The following is a 16277-nucleotide window of genomic DNA, read 5'->3' as shown; positions in this document are numbered from 1 at the left end:
CCTGGCGCCCCCTGACAAGAGCTAATGGTACAGATGGGTATTGTCTGGCGCCTCGCCGATGCTCTTGCCAAGTGGCCGGAACAACGTATGCCGGCGAAAGTTCTGGCTGTCCGATTTGGCGCTGTCCTTCGCGAGCCGGGCGGCAGCAGGATAGTCCATGGGTTCCTTGTCTTTCTCGATCTCAAGCAATTGCGTGGGGGCGTCCACGCGCACGCTATAGCGCCCGAGGTTATAGAGCAGGTACATGGCGAAGAGATTATCGAAATCGCGGTAGGCCCCTTGCTCCCTGCGGAAATCCAGGGAGAGCACAGATGGAAATCGATCGGGCAAGTCCTTGAAGGCGATCTTTGGATCCTCGCGGGGCTCCACATAGGAGGAGCCGACGTACTTTTTATAAAGGACGACATCCATGCGATACCCACGCTCGTTCCACGCAGACATCAGCTTCATTGCCATCTCGGTCGGGATATTGGCGGTAGCGGCCGCCACCACCCGCCTTTCCTGGAGCGCACGTGGGCTCTTGACCTTGAGGTCCTTGTAGCCGGCGCCGTACTTGAAAGCCGCGCCGATCGCTTTTGCGCAATTCAGACGGAAATAGTCGTACTTGACTTCGCCCCGGTGGTAATCGACATCTGTCGCGCGGTGGTGGTAGTCGGCGTTGACGCGCTCAAAGAAGGCAACCAGAGATTGCCTTTCCTGAGCCGGAACGCCGAAGACGCGCACTCCGATGACCGACCGCTTGTAGATTTCGCCATAATCCAGGCCGAATACGGCCGCCTCTGACAAGGACGAGGTGGTCCCGAACAGGTATTCCCGTTTGGGAATCGCCAGGATCAGATCTGAGGTATCGAAGCGCGTCGCGTGTTCGGCGGTGCGATCAGCGTAGAAGTTCGCGGAATACACGGTGTCATCTTCGGATGACGTATCGCCTCGCACCGCCAGGGCAATGTGTCCTGCCGATCCGCCCTTGGATGTCCCGAAGCTGATCAGTAGCTCCAGGTCAATCGGGTCTTGGTGTAGCACGGCAGAGATCTGATCGATATTCGCAGGTACAGGACCGTCCTTGCTGCCGAACCCGGCCGCAAGGGCGTTGCCCGCCATGCAGGCAATGACGAAAATGAGGTAGCCCAGAAGTCGTGATGTCATGACTGCTTTCCGAATCGGCTGGTACGCCCGCATTGAAATCGGATGATTTCTGCAACCTTATCGCTTCCCAGGGTGCAAAGGCGCAAGGGGCAAGGAAAACAGTCCAGGTCCGGAGGGGAAAACCCGGCGCGCTGTGTTACTGCTTGTGATGTTTAAGGCGCAACTATGCGGGCGGGGCTGCGAACTACGGTCACTGTCTGGTTGCAAAACAGAATCCAATACCGCGTTTTCCGCGGTTGGATTCAGTTTGCTGTCCCCCGGCCCGTGATATGCAGCCAGCCGGGCAGGCCGGCTGGCGGTGTTTTCTTACTTGGCCGTCGGCATGGCGAATTCCGGGCCGCGGGCGGTGTCATTGGGCCAGCGCTGCATGACGCTCTTCTGCCGGGTGTAGAAGCGCACCCCTTCTTCGCCATAGGCGTGCATGTCGCCAAACAGCGAACGCTTCCAGCCGCCGAAGCCGTGCCATGCCATCGGCACTGGGATGGGCACGTTGATGCCGACCATGCCCACTTCGATCCGGCGGGAGAACTCGCGGGCGACTTGACCATCGCGGGTATAGCACGCCACGCCGTTGCCGAACTCATGGTCGTTGACCAGCTTCACCGCCTGGGCAAAGTCTTCGACACGCACGCAGGCGAGGACGGGGCCGAAGATTTCTTCCTTGTAGATCCGCATTTCCGGGGTCACGTTATCGAACAACGTTCCCCCGGTATAGAAACCTTGCTCATGCCCGGGAACCTTGTAGTTCCGCCCGTCGACCAGCAGCTTCGCACCTTCCTCGACACCGATGGCAATGTAATTCTCGATGCGTTCCAGGGCTTGCCTGGTGACGACCGGGCCCATCTCCGCATCGGCTTCCATGCCGTTCCTGATGACGAGTTCGAGGGCGCGAGCCTGCAGCTTGGGGATGATCTTGTCGGCGACATCGCCTACCAGAACCGCCACCGAAATGGCCATGCAACGCTCGCCGGCCGAGCCATAGGCCGCACCGATCAGGCCGTCCACGGCCTGGTCGATATCCGCGTCCGGCATGATGACCATATGGTTCTTGGCGCCGCCGAGCGCCTGGACGCGCTTGCCCAGCTTTGCGCCTGTCTCGTAGATGTAGTTGGCGATAGGGGTTGAGCCAACAAAGCTCACCGCCTTGACGTCATCGTGGTGCAACAGGGCATCGACAACGGTCTTGTCGCCCTGGATGACGTTGAAGACCCCGTCAGGCAAACCGGCCTGCTTGAGCAGCTTTGCCATGAACAGCGAAGCTGACGGATCGCGCTCGCTGGGCTTCAGGACGAAGCAGTTCCCGGCGGCAATGGCCACCGGGAACATCCAGCACGGCACCATGCACGGGAAGTTGAAGGGGGTAATGCCTGCGACCACGCCCAGCGGCTGGCGCAGCGTCCAGTTATCCATGCCCGTGGAGACCTGGTCTGTGAAATCGCCCTTGAGCAGTTGGGGAATTCCGCACGCAAATTCGATGATGTCGATACCGCGGCTGACCTCGCCGGCTGCGTCGCTCAGGACCTTGCCGTGTTCGGCAGTAATGATCGCCGCAAGCTCGTCCTTATGCTGGTTCATCAGTTCGAGAAACTTCAGCATGACGCGCGCACGCCGGATCGGCGGCGTATCCGCCCATTGCGGGAACGCGGCCTTGGCGCTTGCCACGGCAGTGGCCACATCTTCCACGGTGCCCAGGCGAACCTGACGCGCGACAGCGCCGGTGGCTGGATTGAACACGTCCTGGGAACGCGTGCCGGAGCCACTGTATTGCTCACCAGAAATGTAATGGATGACTTCGGCGGAATCGTTGAAAGGCGCGATCACGGGCATCTCCTGTTCGTTGTGTGTCTATGCGGTGAACGCAGTATATGAATGCCTTCCCGGACGAGGTAGCCATGCATTTTCAAACATATTGTTCACATTTTTGTACTGGTACCATGTCATGAATGCGAAAAATTGGGTTTGGGAAAGGAGGGCGGCAGCATGCGGCAAGGAAACGTCGAAGCGCTTTGGGAGCATCTTCACTGGCTTGTCGTGCTGGACCAGCAAGGCAGTTTCAGCAAGGCGGCTGCACGCCTGGGTGTCAGCAAGGCGTCCATGAGCCAGCATGTTTCGGCGCTGGAAAAGGCCGCCGGTGTGATGCTTGTCCAGCGCACGACAAGAAGTGCGACCTTGACGGCAGCGGGGCGCGAACTGGTCGATTCGATGCGGGGTGCGTTCGACCAGATTGCGACGAGCTTCGCGAATGTCCGGGATTTGGCCGGCGCACCCAGGGGGCGACTGCGCGTCACCGCACCGGTTGCGTTTGCTCGCCAGCAACTCGTTCCGCAGCTGCCGGCCTTTCTGCGGCGGTATCCGGACATACAGGTTGAGCTGGATATGTCCGACAGGATCAGGCCGCTCGCCCAGGAAGGCTTCGATCTCGCTGTCCGACACACTGCCGCGCCTCCGGAGACGCATGTCGCATGGACGCTGGCATCCACGCGAACGGTGCTTGCGGCCAGCCGCGCCTATCTTCGGGTCAATGGGGTGCCGGAATCGCCAATCCAGCTCGCAGAGCATGCGTGTCTGCATTACCCCCGTGCGCAAGGGGCGACGACCTGGACCTTTGTTTCGACAGATACAAAGGCCCCTGACCCCGTCACCGTCCCGGTGTCGGGGCCGCTGGCCGTCAACAATAGCGAGGCGTTGCGCGACGCTGCAACCGCAGGCCTGGGCATCGCATTGCTCCCCGATTTCACCGCCCAGTCTGCGCTTCAGAGCGGCCGCCTGGTGGAAGTCTTGCCCGAATGGCGATCCACCGGGGCATTCGGCGAATGGCTGTACGCCATTCGGCCTTATGCGGCGCACGCGTCCCGCGTGTCCCAGGTTTTTGTCGAGTTCTTGCGAGAGGCGTATGCGGAGGGGTTTGCACCGCGAAAACCAGACTAGTGGATGGGAGACCTGTCGACTTGCCAGGTCTTGCGCGAAATATCAGGCAAGAGGGCCATTGCCGCAGCCCTCTGTTCGGACAGCCCATTCACGCTGTTTGGCAAGGCGCCGCTGTCACACGTTGGTTTCGGCGTGACAAGATGCTGGAGACCTTACAGCAACTCGATCTTGGCAAGCGCCGCCAGCCGCTTCCACCTGGCGATTTCCTCCTTTTGATAGTTGTGCAGTTCAGCCGGAGTGGAAACAATCAGCGATGTGGACTGCCGCTGGTAATAGTCCTTGACCTCGGCTGATCCGGCAGCCTGGGCGAATAACTCGCCGAGTCGCTGCGCGACGGGCGCGGGCGTTTTGGCAGATACGGCCGCCGCCACCCAGTTGTAGGCCAGGAAATCCGGTACACCGGCCTCGCCGGCATTCGGTACATTGGGCAGCAAGGGCGAGCGCTGGGGCGCAGTGAAGGCCAATGCGCGCAGCTTGCCGGATTTCACGAGTTCGATGGCACCGCTGGCGTCCACGACCGCAAAGTCGACATTGGCAGCCAGTACGCCATTGATGGCGTCGCCGGCGCCCTTGTATGGCACACCGGTCGTCTTCATGTGGCTCAATTCGTTCAGCCACTCGCTATACAACGTGTACGAGACCGAGCCCGTGCCATAGTTGAGCGCGCCGGGTCGCTTGTGGGCATCCGCCACCAATTCCCCGAGCGTTCGATACGGGGAATTGGCCGGCACGATAATCAGGCAAGGCCCACGCGACAACAGTGTGATCGGCGTAAAGTCGGTCAGGGGATCGTAGGGCAGCTTGCGGAACGTGGCGGCATTGGTGGAGAGCGTGGAATTGCTGCCGATAAATACCGTGTAGCCATCGGCCGGTGCACCAAGCAGCGTCTGCACCCCGATAAATCCGTTACCGCCGGGTTTGTTTTCCACCACGACGCCCTGGCCCGTCAGGTCGCCGATCTTCTTGGCAAAGATGCGGGCGGTCATATCCGTCCCGCTGCCGGACGGAAATGGGACGATGAAGCGGATTGGCCGGTTGGGAAATGACTGGGCCCTGGTGGGCAGAGGGAGTCCAGCCAAACCCGCCGCGCATGCGGCGCCGGCCATCAGTGTGAAGCGCCGCCGCGAAGGACTGAGGATAGTCGTCATGTTGTCTCCTGTCGGATGTCCGGCGGTGTGTCCCGCCGGTACGGGTAGGTCAGAGGGGTGCCGGAGCAGGGGGGACGCTAGCGCTTGAGTCCCAGGAGTTCGCGGGCAATGACCCAGCGATGCACTTCAGATGGGCCCTCGTAGATGCGCATCAGCCGGGTTTCGTTGGCCATCTGCTGAAGCGGCATCTCCTTTGTCATGCCCATCGCACCGAATGCCTGCATCGCGTGGTCGATCACTTCCCATGCCATTTCTGTCGCGAACACCTTGATCATGGAGACTTGCGTGCGTGCCTCGTCGCCGCGGTCGATGCGTGCTGCTGCTTCGTAGGTCATCAAGCGGCATGCGTGGATGCGGGTGGCGGCGTCGGCCACCCACCATTGGATGGCTTGCCGGTCTGCCAGCGGTGCGCCGAAGGTACGGCGTTGTGGGGCGTACTCGCACAGCATATCGAGCGCGCGCTGGGCCCGGCCGATGCACCAGGCCGCCATCTGCACCCGACGGCTGGACAGGCGCGCCTGCATCGGCGCAAAACCCTGGCCTTCCACGCCCAGCAGTTGTGAGTGGGGAATCCGGCAGTCGTCCAGCACCACCTCGTAAGTAGACGCGCCGCCGATCATCGGGATACGCCGCTCTACCTTGAATCCTGGGGTGTCGCGATCCACGAGGAAGGCGGAGATGCCGCCACGGGCGCCACGCGTCTTGTCGGTGACAGCCATTACGATGGTCCAGTCAGCACGCGCGGCGCGACTGATCCATATCTTGCGGCCGTTAAGTACCCAGTCGTCGCCATCGCGCTCGGCGCGGGTGGTCATCATGGCGGGATCCCCACCGGCGCCAGGCTCCGAGATGGCGATGGCGGAAACGGTCTCGCCGCGTGCATACGGCTCCAGATACCGCGCGCGCTGTGCAGCATCCGCAGTCTTCAGCAGCATGCGCAGGTTTGGCGAATCGGGTGGCAGGTCGTAAGGTGTGATGGTCTTGCCCAGTTCCTCGTTGACGCCGACCATCGCCACCACCGGCAGGTCTGCACCCCCCATTTCCGTTGGCGCGTCCAGGCCCCATAGCCCAAGTTCGCGCGACATGCCGTCAAGCCTGTCCTGATCCTGCGGGGCCAGTGTGAGCTGGCCGCCCTCGGCCTCTCGCGCAAGCACGGACGGCTCGAGCGGAATCAGTTGTTCGCGGACGAAGCGTGCCACCAGATCCTTGAGCATCTGGTGTTCTTCATCGAGTGCGAAATGCATGCGTGTCTCCTCGTGATGTGTTGGTGTGGTATCAGGTGCCGGTGCCGGCGGTCGCGTCGCGGTCGACAGGCGCGATTCCGGCCTCACGCAGTACCTCCTCGGTGTGCTCACCCAGCAACGGCGCGTGGCGGCGCAGGGCCAGCGGTGTGGCCGAGAATCGCGCGGTAGGTCGCATTTCCCGCAGCGGTCCCTCGGTGGGGTGCACGGTAGGCTGGAAGAGTCCTACCGCTTCCAGATGTGGATGCGATGGCAGTTCGTCGGGGGTATAGATGGGGGTGGCGGGTATATCGAGCGCTTCGAACAACGCCATCCACTGCGCCGTAGTGCGTCCGGGCGTGATCTCGCCAAAGTGTTGGTACAGCGCGCGAATGTGGGCGTTGCGCTCGGCGCGGCTGGCGATGTTGTACTTCTCGGCGAGGTCCTCGCGGTCCACGGCGCGGAAGAACGCTTTCCAGTGCCGATCCGTATAGGGCAGTGCGCAGATCCAGCCGTCGGCCGTTTGCGCGGGGCGCCGGCCGCCTTCGAGCAATCGTGCATAGCCGGCACGTCCCGTAGCGGGATCGAACGTCAGCCCGGCAAGATGTTCAGCCATCACGAAGGTTGCCATCGTTTCGAGCATCGGCACTTCAACGGCCTGCCCCTCGCCATGGCGCTCGCGATGCAGCAGGGCGGCCAATACGGCATTGGCCAATACAATGCCGGTGGTCTTGTCTGCAATCAGGCTCGGCACGTACTCGGGCCGGCTGCCAGCGGCGGCGCCCAGGGACACGAGACCGCACGCGGCCTGGATGATGTCGTCGAATGCCGGCTTGTCCCGGTGTGGGCCGTCCTGGCCAAAACCAGTGGCCACGCAGTAGACGATGCGTGGATTCAGCGCTGCCACGGCGGCATGGCCGAAACCCAGGCGCTCAATGGCCGCCACGCGCATGTTGTGGATGAATACGTCGGCGCCGGCGATCAGTTGCCGCAGTGCCGTCGCACCCGCTTCGGTCTTCAGGTCCAGCACGACCGAGCGCTTGTTGCGGTTCAGCGCCAGATAGATCGAACTCATGCCCGGATTGCGCGAAACGCCATTGGCACGCATCAGGTCCCCTTCGGGCCCTTCGATCTTGATGACGTCCGCGCCCAGGTCGGCAAGCGATTGCGTGGCGAGTGGCCCGAGGACGACTGACGTGAGGTCTAGTACGCGGATGCCATCGAGAGGGCCGGTGCAGGCTGGCTTCGGTGCTTGCATCGTCCTCTCCTCAGCGGCGGTGAAACACAGGTGTGCGGCGTTCGGCCATCGCAGCAACGCCCTCACGGAAATCGTCGGAGGCAAACTGCTCGCGCTGGATGGCCAGTTCGCGCTGGTTGGCCTCGGCAACGCGGTCTGCCAGACCCAGCCGCAACGTCTCACGTGTACTTTCTACGGCTAGCGGCGCCGACGTGGCGATCTCGTGCGCCAGTGCCAGCGCGCGAGATATCACCTCGTCCTTTGCCACCAATTCATCGGCCAGGCCAATGCGTACGGCTTCCTCGCCACCGATGCGGATACCTGTGTAGAACAGGCGGGCAGCCTGTTGATTGCCTACCAGGCGCGGTAGCGTGACGCTCATGCCGAATCCGGGATGAAAGCCCAGGCGATTGAAGTTGGCGCTGAAGCGGGCCTCGGAGCACGTGATACGGAAGTCGGCAACCAGCGCGAGGCCGAGGCCAGCGCCAATGGCCGGCCCTTCGACGGCTGCGACAATCGGTTTGCGATTGCGGTACAGCTTCATGGCTTGCGCATAGAACGCCGACGGGTCACGTGAAACGGTGCCGCCGCCGCTGAAGTCGGCGCCCGCGCAGAATGTGCCGACACCGGAAGTCAGTACCACCGCGCGGCAACTGTCATCACTATCGAGTTCCAGCAGTATTTCCGAAAGCTGCCGCATGACGTCCACATCGACGAAGTTGTGAGGCGGGCGGCAGATCTCGATCAGCGCGACGTGCGCGTCGCGGGTCGTGGTAATGACAGAGGTAGCGAGGGTCATGTCGGAACATTCCGGGGCGTGATGAACGCAATCAGTATTCGCCGACCCGTGCCGTCGCGCTACACTGCAATTTCGAATAATGAAATTATGTGCGGCGCAGCAAGACCATCCGTTGGTGCGCCGCGTATCCTGCAATGGCCACTTCCCGATCTGGCGCATCGCCGCGCTCCCGTCCGATTTTGGTCGCTGACGCCCATGACGCCGTGCCATCCAGCCGCGAATTGACGCACAGTACGGGATGCTTCACGCGCCAGACCGAAGGCAGTCAGTCGCTGGAGCGAGGCCTGATGCTGCTTCGTGCATTTCGCATCGGATCGTCGAGCCTGACCAATGCGGAGCTGGCCGCACGCACCGGGTTGCCTCGCCCAACGGTGAGCCGCCTGACGCGCTCGCTGGTGGACGCGGGGTTCCTGCGCTATGACACGACTGAGCGTGCCTATCGTCTTGCCGCCGTGGTGGTTAGTTTGGCCGACGCCTTCTACCACGCTGTGGAGGTGCCCGAGATCGCGTTACCGCTCATGCGCAGGATTGCCGAAGCGGAAAAGGTCAACGTCGGCATTGCCGTGCCGGATCAGACGGCGATGGTTTACCTGGCGGCGGTGCGTTGCAGTAGCGACAGTGTTTCGCGCACGCGGCGCGTAACGATTGGCACGCGCATTCCCATGGAGCAGGCATCGATCGGCATGGCCTGGCTGGCGGCCGAAACGCCAGCGGTGCGTGCCGAGTTTCTGGCGCGTATCGAACGTAAGGCAGGGGACAGTTGGCCGGCGGTGAACAAGGCGCTGCTTCGTGGCATCCAGCAGGCACAGAAACTTGGCTACTGCACTGCCAATTACCAGCCCGGCCATCTGACCGCGGTGGGCGCCGCGTTCCGCGGTCCGGATCATCAGTGGTATGGCCTCAATATCAGCTTCCCACACAAGCCAAGTGAGAAAAGCCGCGATGTAGCGCGGTATGCGCCGCTGTTGCTCGACCTCATCGCGAAGATCCGTGCGGCCTGCGGCATCAGGGACGATGGAGCATAGTGGATGCTCCGGAGACAACGGGCTTTGGGTTGCGGGGCGCCAGAGGATCACCTGTTGAACCCCCATCGAGACGTCAGGGCGCTCGGGCATCCGGCAACGAGCCATCCCTCTGGTAGGCGAAGGCGTCGACAGGGCAATGGCGCAGGACATCCAACGACTGGTCGAAAACGAACCCGGCATTGTGCGGGCCGGGCGGCCCCTCGCGATGTATCTCGGGCCGGACGAAGGCCTCGTTACGTTGGATGTGGAGTTCGAAAAGGATACGGATTCGCACGATATCGCGCACACCGTGGAGCGCACCGAACATGCCATCAGATGCTCGCACCCAACGGTCAAGCGAATCCATATTGAAACCAGGCGCCTGGCGATGATCACACATCAGGTAAAAGACGCGTCATAACGTGAGGCAATGCGCCCGGTGGAAGCAGCAGAACGCGTGTGGTCTTCGCGTGTATCCTAGTGCCGACGAAACAACGTTTCGGAGCACAGTGATGGTCTACCCTATCGGACCCAAGGTGGCCGACATCGACGACGATGTTGGCGTTCAGTTTGACTATTTGATTGCAGGTACCAGCCAGGCTTTCCTGGTGACGCGCCAGGCGTTGGAAGACCATTTCAAGCTTGATGTTGCCGGGCTCGGCGGGGACCAGCGCGACGCGGCGCTACATGAGGCGTTCCTGGAGGGCTGGCAACGGATACGAAACGTGGCTGCCCGGCGAAGCGGAATGCCGAATGATGGCCGCATTATTCTGGACACCGGCGATTTTTGAATTTCCTTGGCGCCCGGATGTGAACCTCGCGCCGGCATCTTTTTCATAAGCTCAAAAAAGAACCCGCCACTGTGGGGCAGGGCGGGCTGGTAGCAGTTCTGGGCGGGCGCGCACGGAGGACTCCAATTGCGACGCCCAAACCAAGGGTAATGAACGGCCCACGATTTGCCCATCGGCCAAATGGTTCACGCTTTTGGATGGTGGCGTTATCTCGCACCGACGCATATCGAGACAGCCCTGATCTCCATCAAAAAGTGATTGAAAAGTAACAATTGGTGGGCGTGCTGTTGGCGTTTCAATTAGAAACCCAGCAAAAACAGGCACTTATTACGAGGCCTGGCATTCCGTCAAACGCAGCCAGCATTCAGCAGCACCCCCAATTCGGGTACAGACAAGGCGGTCGTAGCGGCGAATAAAAAGGCAATTAACCGCCGATATCCTGCCTCACCATCCCATTATTGTGGCTCATGAGGCATGTTTTGTGCCTGTGGGCTGGCTTGCAGGGCGTTCACGAGGTCGGGCTGAATTCCTTTCTGCATACCTATCCGACTTTTGGATGGCATCCGAGACAGCGCCTCCGTTCGTTAACTGGGCGCCGCCTCACCATTGCCTTAGTTATGTCCAAAATATTGATCTCGGCCGAGCAGGCTACCCGATTGCTTCCACGCCGCAGGAAGATTCACACCTTTGTCCGCGTGTTTGGTTGGATGGGCGGCTATGTTGACCGCGAACGTCTGCGCAAGGTGTTCAGCGCTGCGAGCAGCGTGGAGCTGTCTGCTGAAGCCGCATGTTTTGATCATCTTCTGGTTGTGCGGCTCGATGGCGCAAGAACATATATCGAGACGAATCCCAAGGCCGTCGCCAAGCTTGGCCTGTTGCCGCGCGCATCCGCTTAAGCCTGTCTGATCTCTTCCTGGGATCGCCGCGCACTCCCTCCTGTCGCTGTAGTGACTGCCATTTCCTGACAACAGGGAATCATGCCTGGCGGGCCGGCAAGGATTGCGCAAATCCGCTAACAGGTTTTGTCATGTTGCCCCAGGATGGGAGCTGGCATGACTTTCTCATGCCCGATGCGGTCGTCTACGGGTCTGTGGCAATGGCGCGGGCGTTAGCCATCCGCGCCAAATGGATGACGCAAACTGTCATGCATTGCCATGCCGTCCCCCGATCGACAGCCAAGGAATGGCAGCATGCCGACGCCGTCAGGGCGGACGCGTGTGGCGGGCGAACTGTTGGCGCCGGCGGCAGGCTTGGGCTTTGGTTTGGGCTTTGGCTTAGCCTACGCTTGCCCGCGCCGCTGCCAGGCAATCCAGGCGGCGTCCCGCAGCAGTCCTGAAGTTTTCGAGTTCTTCCCTTTTTTGATTTTGGCGCTCATTTCTCTGGAGGAAAACCGATGTCGCCCGCCAATCTTCATTCCCAACCGACAAAATCTGTCAGTCGCATTCAGTCTGCGCCGTTACCAGCGTGGATCTCGGATCGAATGGCTACCCATTTCGTCGACAGAATGGAAAAGCTCTGGGGAGGCGATCATCTGCTGCACGGTCGCGTCCCGGGGCCAGACGCCTTGCACCTGAGCAGTAATGACTATCTATGCCTGCTGGGAGAATCGGCGCTGATGCAGACGCAGGCGCGGGCGCTACTGGACGAGGCGCCGGAGCTGCTGATGTCTTCGGTGTTCCGGCACGGCGACACGCCGCAACAGCAAGTCGAACGAAAACTCGCCAATCTGATGCAGGCCGAAGATGGCCTGATCGCCCAGTCAGGATGGGCGGCCAACGTCGGATTGGTGCAGTGTATTGCAGGGCCAGGGGTACCGGTCTATATCGATATGAACGGTCATGCCTCGCTGTGGGAAGGCATCAGTGCGGCGGGGGCACAGGCGGTGCCGGTGCGCCACAACGACTTCGCCCATGCCGCACGCCAGATCGAGCGTCTGGGGCCAGGCGTCATCATGGTGGATTCCGTCTACAGCACCACTGGCAGCGTGGCGCCCCTGGAAGCGTATGTCCAGATGGCGGAAGCGACGGGCAGCGTGTTGGTGGTCGATGAGTCACATTCCCTGGGCACGCACGGGCCGGCAGGCGGTGGGCTCGTTCCCGCGCTAGGGCTGTCCGAGCGCGTACACTTCCGGACGGCGTCGCTGGCCAAGGCCTTCGCCGGCCGTGCGGGGTTCGTGGCCTGTTCGACCAGATTCAAGGATTTCTTTGCGGTAGAGGCGCGTCCGGCGATTTTCAGTTCCGGGCTTCTGCGCCATGAAATCGCCTGGTTCGACGCCGCGACGGATTTCATCGCGCGCGCAGACGATCGCAGGGAGCGCCTGCATGCCATCACCCGGACCACTCGGGCGGCAATCACCGAACTGGGCTACAACATCAGCGACGGCAGCGAGCAGATTATCGGGCTGGAGGCAGGCACGGAACCCCAGGTCATGGTTCTGCGCAACGCATTGCAACGGCATGGCATCTTTGGTGCCGTTTTCTGCTCGCCTGCTACCCCCAAGAATAGGGCATTGATGCGCCTTACACTGCATGCGAAACTCAACCCCTCCGACATTGACCGGCTGATCGACGTTCTCGCGAAGATTCGAGACGAGGTCAGCCTGGCGGAGTGGTCGTCAACGCGCCGTGCGCATCGCGGCCATACCCGTTCACCAGGCAGCACAGCGCCGTAATCTTCCAGGAGTCAGAAGCTCGAGATGGAAGCCACGCAAGAGCAAACAGGAGACGAATCGTTGTGGGTTCGACTCGTCAAGGATGCCCGGCGTGCCGTATTTGAGACGGCCTCCAGGACCACGTTGCTCGACGAGGAAACCGTCGTGCGCCTGCGTCGCATCCAGATGGTGGGCGCGCTCGGGGTTATCGGCCACCCGCTTTACTACGTCATCTGGTCCTATGTCTTCCCCCAGGCTTACGAAAACCTGTGGCTCCGGCTGATTTGCACCGCGCTGTTCGTGCCGCTGCTGTTCGCATCCGCGCTGTCGCACAAGCGATGGCTCCCGACCTATGCGCTATTTGCCATCACCGTCGGGATGCCGTTCGCTTTCATCTTCTTCTACCTGGAGAACAATGGTTCTCTGGTCTGGGCAGAGTCGGTCATCATCGCCGTGGTGGTCCTGTACCACTTCAGTTCGGCGTTCGCGACGATAGCCTTGCTTTCGGGAGCGGCCGGCGCATTTGCATTGTTTGTGGTGGCCGGTCACTCCATCGCAGGCATTCCCTGGCAACCGTTGCTTTTGCAACTGCCGATCATTACGTTCGTCATTGCCGTGCTCGTCGTGATCAAGCTGGATCGCCAGTTGCTGGTCGAAGAAAAGCGGCGGGGGATGGCTGTGGCCTTGGCAACGGTCGCGCACGAACTGCGCACGCCGCTGATGAGTCTGACGATGACCGCAGCGGGACTCAAAAGCAGGTTGCCGGCGGCGCTGGACCCGCAGGCAGCGCATCGGGAGGGGCTTTTGCAGGCCATTGGCCGCTTGCAGGCCGATCTCGCGCATGTCAGCAGCAGCATCGATTTGCTGGTGGCAAACTCCAAGGACCCGAAGGCGGCCAAGCAGGAGGTGTTCGACCTGGTGCACTCGGTTCGCGAGAGTATCGGCCGGTTTCCGTTCGAACCTGCGCATCAGGATATGGTCACGATCGATGCGTCGGCACCCCTGCACGTGCTGGGTAACGCCCAACTGTTCGAATTGGTAATCACCAATCTGACCAAGAATGCGCTCGAGGCAATCAAACGGGCGGGCAAGGGCAAGATTCTGATCCGGTGCGAGATGCGGGGCAGCGATGTTTATGTCCTTTTCCGGGATACCGGGCCAGGTGTCCCGGCGCACGTACTGGCTCGCATGTTCCAGCCGTTCTTTTCCTATCCCGCGCACCGGGGAACTGGTATCGGCCTGGCTTTTTGCAGGGACGTCCTGCGCAGTTGGGGCGCTTCGATTTCCTGCCGATCCGTGGAGCATGAGTTCACGGAATTTGAGCTTCAGTTCCCGAAGCACAAGGCTTGACGCCGGCAGCACCCCGAGCCTGACGGGCGATGGTCATTTTGCTATCGGCGGACGGTCGCCGCTGCATCCCGCGCAGAAGCGGGATATCGACGCTGCGTGGCGGATCACATCCATTGATGTGATGCTATAAGCTCATTAGGGTGAGAAAAGGTCTGGCAAACGCTTGCGTTCCAACCACCGGCACGCCATAAGGATCAGGATTTATCCGTATTTTTTGTTGACATTATGGCGAATAACCCCTAGTTTTGGTACATGCCGCCACGTCGCCCTCCAAAACACACTCCCATTCTGGTCAAAGGCTGTCTTGAGCGCCTCGGCCAGCGCCTGATCATTGCCCGGAAACTGCGGGAGATGACTCAGGAGCAGCTCGCCGCACTCTCGGATGTATCCCCCTCAACGCTGAGGGCCCTGGAAGACGGTAGCGACGGCGTTTCCATCGGCAACTTTCTCAAAGTGTTGCAAGGTCTGCAGTTGCTTGAGCAAATGGAGGGATTGCTCGATCCGCGGCTGGATCCCGAAACCGTGAACTTTGCCGAACGGCAAGTCGGCGGACGCTGATGCCGACCGTACCCGTCTGGGCCTGGCTCCCCGGCCACGATTCCCCCTCGCATGTTGCCGAGCTCACGGTCGAGCGCACCGCCAGGTTTAACTACCGAAAAGAGTATCTGGATCACGCGGAGGCCATCCCTCTCGATCCGGTTCAGCTCCGTCTCGTGCGCAGCGCGCGTGGAATTGCCGTATCTGCGGCAGACGGTCTCCCAGGGGTCATCAGGGACGCCAAGCCCGCTGGCTATGGAGCGGACAGGCTGAACGCCCACGCTGGCACGGACCTTGGACCACTCGAACTCCTCGAGCGCGGCGTGCCGGATGGTGTGGGGGCGCTGGAGGTCTGCTCGGACATCGAGCGCAAGCTGGCCTGGATCCCGAAGGAACTGGATGATCTCAAGCCGCTCGCAGAGGCGTTGGATGACATCGCGCCTGCCAGCCGGGCGCTACGGCGGTTGAACGACGATCTCGATACCAGCGCCGGGGGCGAGCGACCCAAGGCGACACTCGTGCACGCTGGCCGTCTATGGTTGGCAAAGATGCAGGACCGAGGCGACCGGGTTGCCATGCCTGCTCGCGAGTTCGTGACCATGACCCTGGCGAATTTGGCGGGGCTCGATGTCGCCCCCGTGGTGCTGCACACTTTCGGTTCTCATCAGGTCTTGCTCGTCGAACGATTCGATCGCACGGGAGATCCCTATCGGCCGCAGCGCCGCCTTTTCGCAAGCGCTCACACGGTGCTCAGACTGCCGCTGGACGCTGTCCGGGGTGATCCGCGCCGCTCGTATCTGAACTTTGGCGATGCCTTGCGGGTCTGGTGCAGGGGCCGCGAGGACCTAAGCCTCCAGCTCGGCGAATTGTGGCGCCGCATGGCGTTCAACGCATTGGTCGGCAATACCGACGATCATCCCCTCAACCACGGCCTGCTGCATGAAGGCAATGCCCAGCGCGGTTGGCGTCTGGCGCCAGCGTTTGATATCACGCCTGTCATGTCCGTTGGCCCGCAACCGCTTGCCGACGGACCCATACTTTCCATGGCCACCAGCGCGGACGGCTCCGCTCGAACTGGTGTGGGGCAGCTGATTGCCGCCGCCAGCCATTTCGGCGTGAGCGCCGAGGTGGCCAGGGAATGGATTCAAGTGACAGCCGGTTTGATCGCAGGCCGCTGGGAGCCGATGCTAAGAGATGCCGCCCGGCCAATCGTCGCGGACGTCGGCATGCACGACCGTCTGATTGCAGACGCTCGTGTGGCTTTCTCGTTTAGTGAGTGGGTTCAAGACAATCTCTGACCTCGCGCCCGGTCTCCCGGCTGATCCGAGTCATCTCTCAACGACAGGCGGCGCACATCCGGCCCGCCGCTACGTCGCCGTGTCCAGCGCTAACCTTGCTCCCGGATAACAACTGAGCCAGAAATTCTCACGACACAGTTTGTGCGATCACAAATGCTATTGTGATAAG

Annotated in this window: 15 protein-coding genes; 9 read left to right on the top strand and 6 right to left on the bottom strand. The window is 61.4% G+C overall.

Translation table 11 applies throughout. The annotated features are described in order from the left end of the window. Positions 1–21: 21 nt before the first annotated feature. Together ACOABP_RS30825 and ACOABP_RS30820 are read right to left on the bottom strand one after the other, a co-directional pair. A complete protein-coding gene (locus tag ACOABP_RS30825; RefSeq protein ID WP_474230905.1) occupies positions 22–1146 on the bottom strand; it encodes a hypothetical protein in 1125 nt (374 codons plus the stop codon). 306 nt (positions 1147–1452) lie between these two features. Next, complete coding sequence (locus ACOABP_RS30820; RefSeq protein WP_474230904.1) at positions 1453–2973, bottom strand: CoA-acylating methylmalonate-semialdehyde dehydrogenase; 1521 nt, start codon at positions 2971–2973, stop codon at positions 1453–1455. 153 nt (positions 2974–3126) lie between these two features. Between ACOABP_RS30820 and ACOABP_RS30815 the strand changes: the two genes are divergently transcribed. Beyond that, positions 3127–4074 (top strand): LysR family transcriptional regulator, encoded by a 948-nt coding sequence (locus ACOABP_RS30815; RefSeq protein ID WP_474230903.1) that lies wholly within the window; start codon positions 3127–3129, stop codon positions 4072–4074. Between the two features lie 152 nt (positions 4075–4226). On the opposite strand, the gene ACOABP_RS30810 is transcribed toward ACOABP_RS30815, so the two are convergent. The 4 genes from ACOABP_RS30810 to ACOABP_RS30795 all read right to left on the bottom strand — a co-directional run bounded on the left by ACOABP_RS30810 (position 4227) and on the right by ACOABP_RS30795 (position 8478). Beyond that, positions 4227–5222: a Bug family tripartite tricarboxylate transporter substrate binding protein gene (locus ACOABP_RS30810; protein WP_474230901.1), complete on the bottom strand. Its 996-nt coding sequence runs from the start codon at positions 5220–5222 to the stop codon at positions 4227–4229. Between the two features lie 77 nt (positions 5223–5299). Next, positions 5300–6466: an acyl-CoA dehydrogenase family protein gene (locus tag ACOABP_RS30805; protein WP_474230900.1), complete on the bottom strand. Its 1167-nt coding sequence runs from the start codon at positions 6464–6466 to the stop codon at positions 5300–5302. Positions 6467–6497: 31 nt separating this feature from the next. Further along, complete coding sequence (locus ACOABP_RS30800) at positions 6498–7700, bottom strand: CaiB/BaiF CoA transferase family protein (protein WP_474230899.1); 1203 nt, start codon at positions 7698–7700, stop codon at positions 6498–6500. A 10-nt stretch (positions 7701–7710) separates the two neighbouring features. Next, positions 7711–8478, bottom strand: a complete 768-nt coding sequence (locus ACOABP_RS30795; RefSeq protein WP_474230898.1) for an enoyl-CoA hydratase/isomerase family protein — start codon at positions 8476–8478, stop codon at positions 7711–7713. A gap of 287 nt (positions 8479–8765) precedes the next feature. Between ACOABP_RS30795 and ACOABP_RS30790 the strand changes: the two genes are divergently transcribed. From ACOABP_RS30790 to ACOABP_RS30755, 8 genes are all read left to right on the top strand, one after another. Continuing rightward, the gene (locus ACOABP_RS30790) at positions 8766–9503 is read left to right on the top strand and encodes an IclR family transcriptional regulator (protein WP_474230897.1); all 738 of its coding nucleotides are present in this window, start codon (positions 8766–8768) and stop codon (positions 9501–9503) included. A gap of 136 nt (positions 9504–9639) precedes the next feature. After that, complete coding sequence (locus ACOABP_RS30785) at positions 9640–9903, top strand: hypothetical protein (protein WP_474230896.1); 264 nt, start codon at positions 9640–9642, stop codon at positions 9901–9903. A 91-nt stretch (positions 9904–9994) separates the two neighbouring features. Continuing rightward, a complete protein-coding gene (locus ACOABP_RS30780) occupies positions 9995–10273 on the top strand; it encodes a hypothetical protein (RefSeq protein WP_066731387.1) in 279 nt (92 codons plus the stop codon). Positions 10274–10890: 617 nt separating this feature from the next. Then, positions 10891–11169 carry a hypothetical protein gene (locus ACOABP_RS30775; RefSeq protein WP_474230894.1) on the top strand — a complete coding sequence of 93 codons (279 nt, stop codon included), beginning with the start codon at positions 10891–10893 and terminating at the stop codon, positions 11167–11169. 497 nt (positions 11170–11666) lie between these two features. Next, positions 11667–12944 carry an alpha-hydroxyketone-type quorum-sensing autoinducer synthase gene (cqsA, locus tag ACOABP_RS30770; protein WP_474230893.1) on the top strand — a complete coding sequence of 426 codons (1278 nt, stop codon included), beginning with the start codon at positions 11667–11669 and terminating at the stop codon, positions 12942–12944. A 24-nt stretch (positions 12945–12968) separates the two neighbouring features. Beyond that, positions 12969–14273 (top strand): sensor histidine kinase, encoded by a 1305-nt coding sequence (locus ACOABP_RS30765; RefSeq protein ID WP_474230891.1) that lies wholly within the window; start codon positions 12969–12971, stop codon positions 14271–14273. A 252-nt stretch (positions 14274–14525) separates the two neighbouring features. Then, positions 14526–14831, top strand: a complete 306-nt coding sequence (locus ACOABP_RS30760; RefSeq protein ID WP_231906779.1) for a helix-turn-helix transcriptional regulator — start codon at positions 14526–14528, stop codon at positions 14829–14831. Further along, positions 14831–16108, top strand: a complete 1278-nt coding sequence (locus tag ACOABP_RS30755; RefSeq protein ID WP_474230889.1) for a type II toxin-antitoxin system HipA family toxin — start codon at positions 14831–14833, stop codon at positions 16106–16108. Before ACOABP_RS30760 ends, ACOABP_RS30755 begins: the two co-directional genes overlap by 1 nt. Positions 16109–16277 lie beyond the last annotated feature (169 nt).

The sequence above is a fragment of the Cupriavidus sp. HE11 genome, assembly GCF_056097175.1.
The sequence above is the reverse complement of the archived record's forward strand: the minus strand, read 5'-3'. Positions and strand labels throughout refer to the sequence as shown.

What these genes read in the sequence shown, in the direction of transcription:
- cqsA (WP_474230893.1), top strand. Translation starts at nt 11,667, where the DNA reads ATGTCGCCCGCCAATCTTCATTCCCAACCGACAAAATCTGTCAGTCGC.
- ACOABP_RS30800 (WP_474230899.1), bottom strand. Translation starts at nt 7,700, where the DNA reads ATGCAAGCACCGAAGCCAGCCTGCACCGGCCCTCTCGATGGCATCCGC.
- ACOABP_RS30760 (WP_231906779.1), top strand. Translation starts at nt 14,526, where the DNA reads ATGCCGCCACGTCGCCCTCCAAAACACACTCCCATTCTGGTCAAAGGC.
- ACOABP_RS30815 (WP_474230903.1), top strand. Translation starts at nt 3,127, where the DNA reads ATGCGGCAAGGAAACGTCGAAGCGCTTTGGGAGCATCTTCACTGGCTT.
- ACOABP_RS30820 (WP_474230904.1), bottom strand. Translation starts at nt 2,973, where the DNA reads ATGCCCGTGATCGCGCCTTTCAACGATTCCGCCGAAGTCATCCATTAC.
- ACOABP_RS30775 (WP_474230894.1), top strand. Translation starts at nt 10,891, where the DNA reads ATGTCCAAAATATTGATCTCGGCCGAGCAGGCTACCCGATTGCTTCCA.
- ACOABP_RS30805 (WP_474230900.1), bottom strand. Translation starts at nt 6,466, where the DNA reads ATGCATTTCGCACTCGATGAAGAACACCAGATGCTCAAGGATCTGGTG.
- ACOABP_RS30810 (WP_474230901.1), bottom strand. Translation starts at nt 5,222, where the DNA reads ATGACGACTATCCTCAGTCCTTCGCGGCGGCGCTTCACACTGATGGCC.
- ACOABP_RS30780 (WP_066731387.1), top strand. Translation starts at nt 9,995, where the DNA reads ATGGTCTACCCTATCGGACCCAAGGTGGCCGACATCGACGACGATGTT.
- ACOABP_RS30825 (WP_474230905.1), bottom strand. Translation starts at nt 1,146, where the DNA reads ATGACATCACGACTTCTGGGCTACCTCATTTTCGTCATTGCCTGCATG.
- ACOABP_RS30795 (WP_474230898.1), bottom strand. Translation starts at nt 8,478, where the DNA reads ATGACCCTCGCTACCTCTGTCATTACCACGACCCGCGACGCGCACGTC.
- ACOABP_RS30765 (WP_474230891.1), top strand. Translation starts at nt 12,969, where the DNA reads ATGGAAGCCACGCAAGAGCAAACAGGAGACGAATCGTTGTGGGTTCGA.
- ACOABP_RS30790 (WP_474230897.1), top strand. Translation starts at nt 8,766, where the DNA reads ATGCTGCTTCGTGCATTTCGCATCGGATCGTCGAGCCTGACCAATGCG.
- ACOABP_RS30785 (WP_474230896.1), top strand. Translation starts at nt 9,640, where the DNA reads ATGGCGCAGGACATCCAACGACTGGTCGAAAACGAACCCGGCATTGTG.
- ACOABP_RS30755 (WP_474230889.1), top strand. Translation starts at nt 14,831, where the DNA reads ATGCCGACCGTACCCGTCTGGGCCTGGCTCCCCGGCCACGATTCCCCC.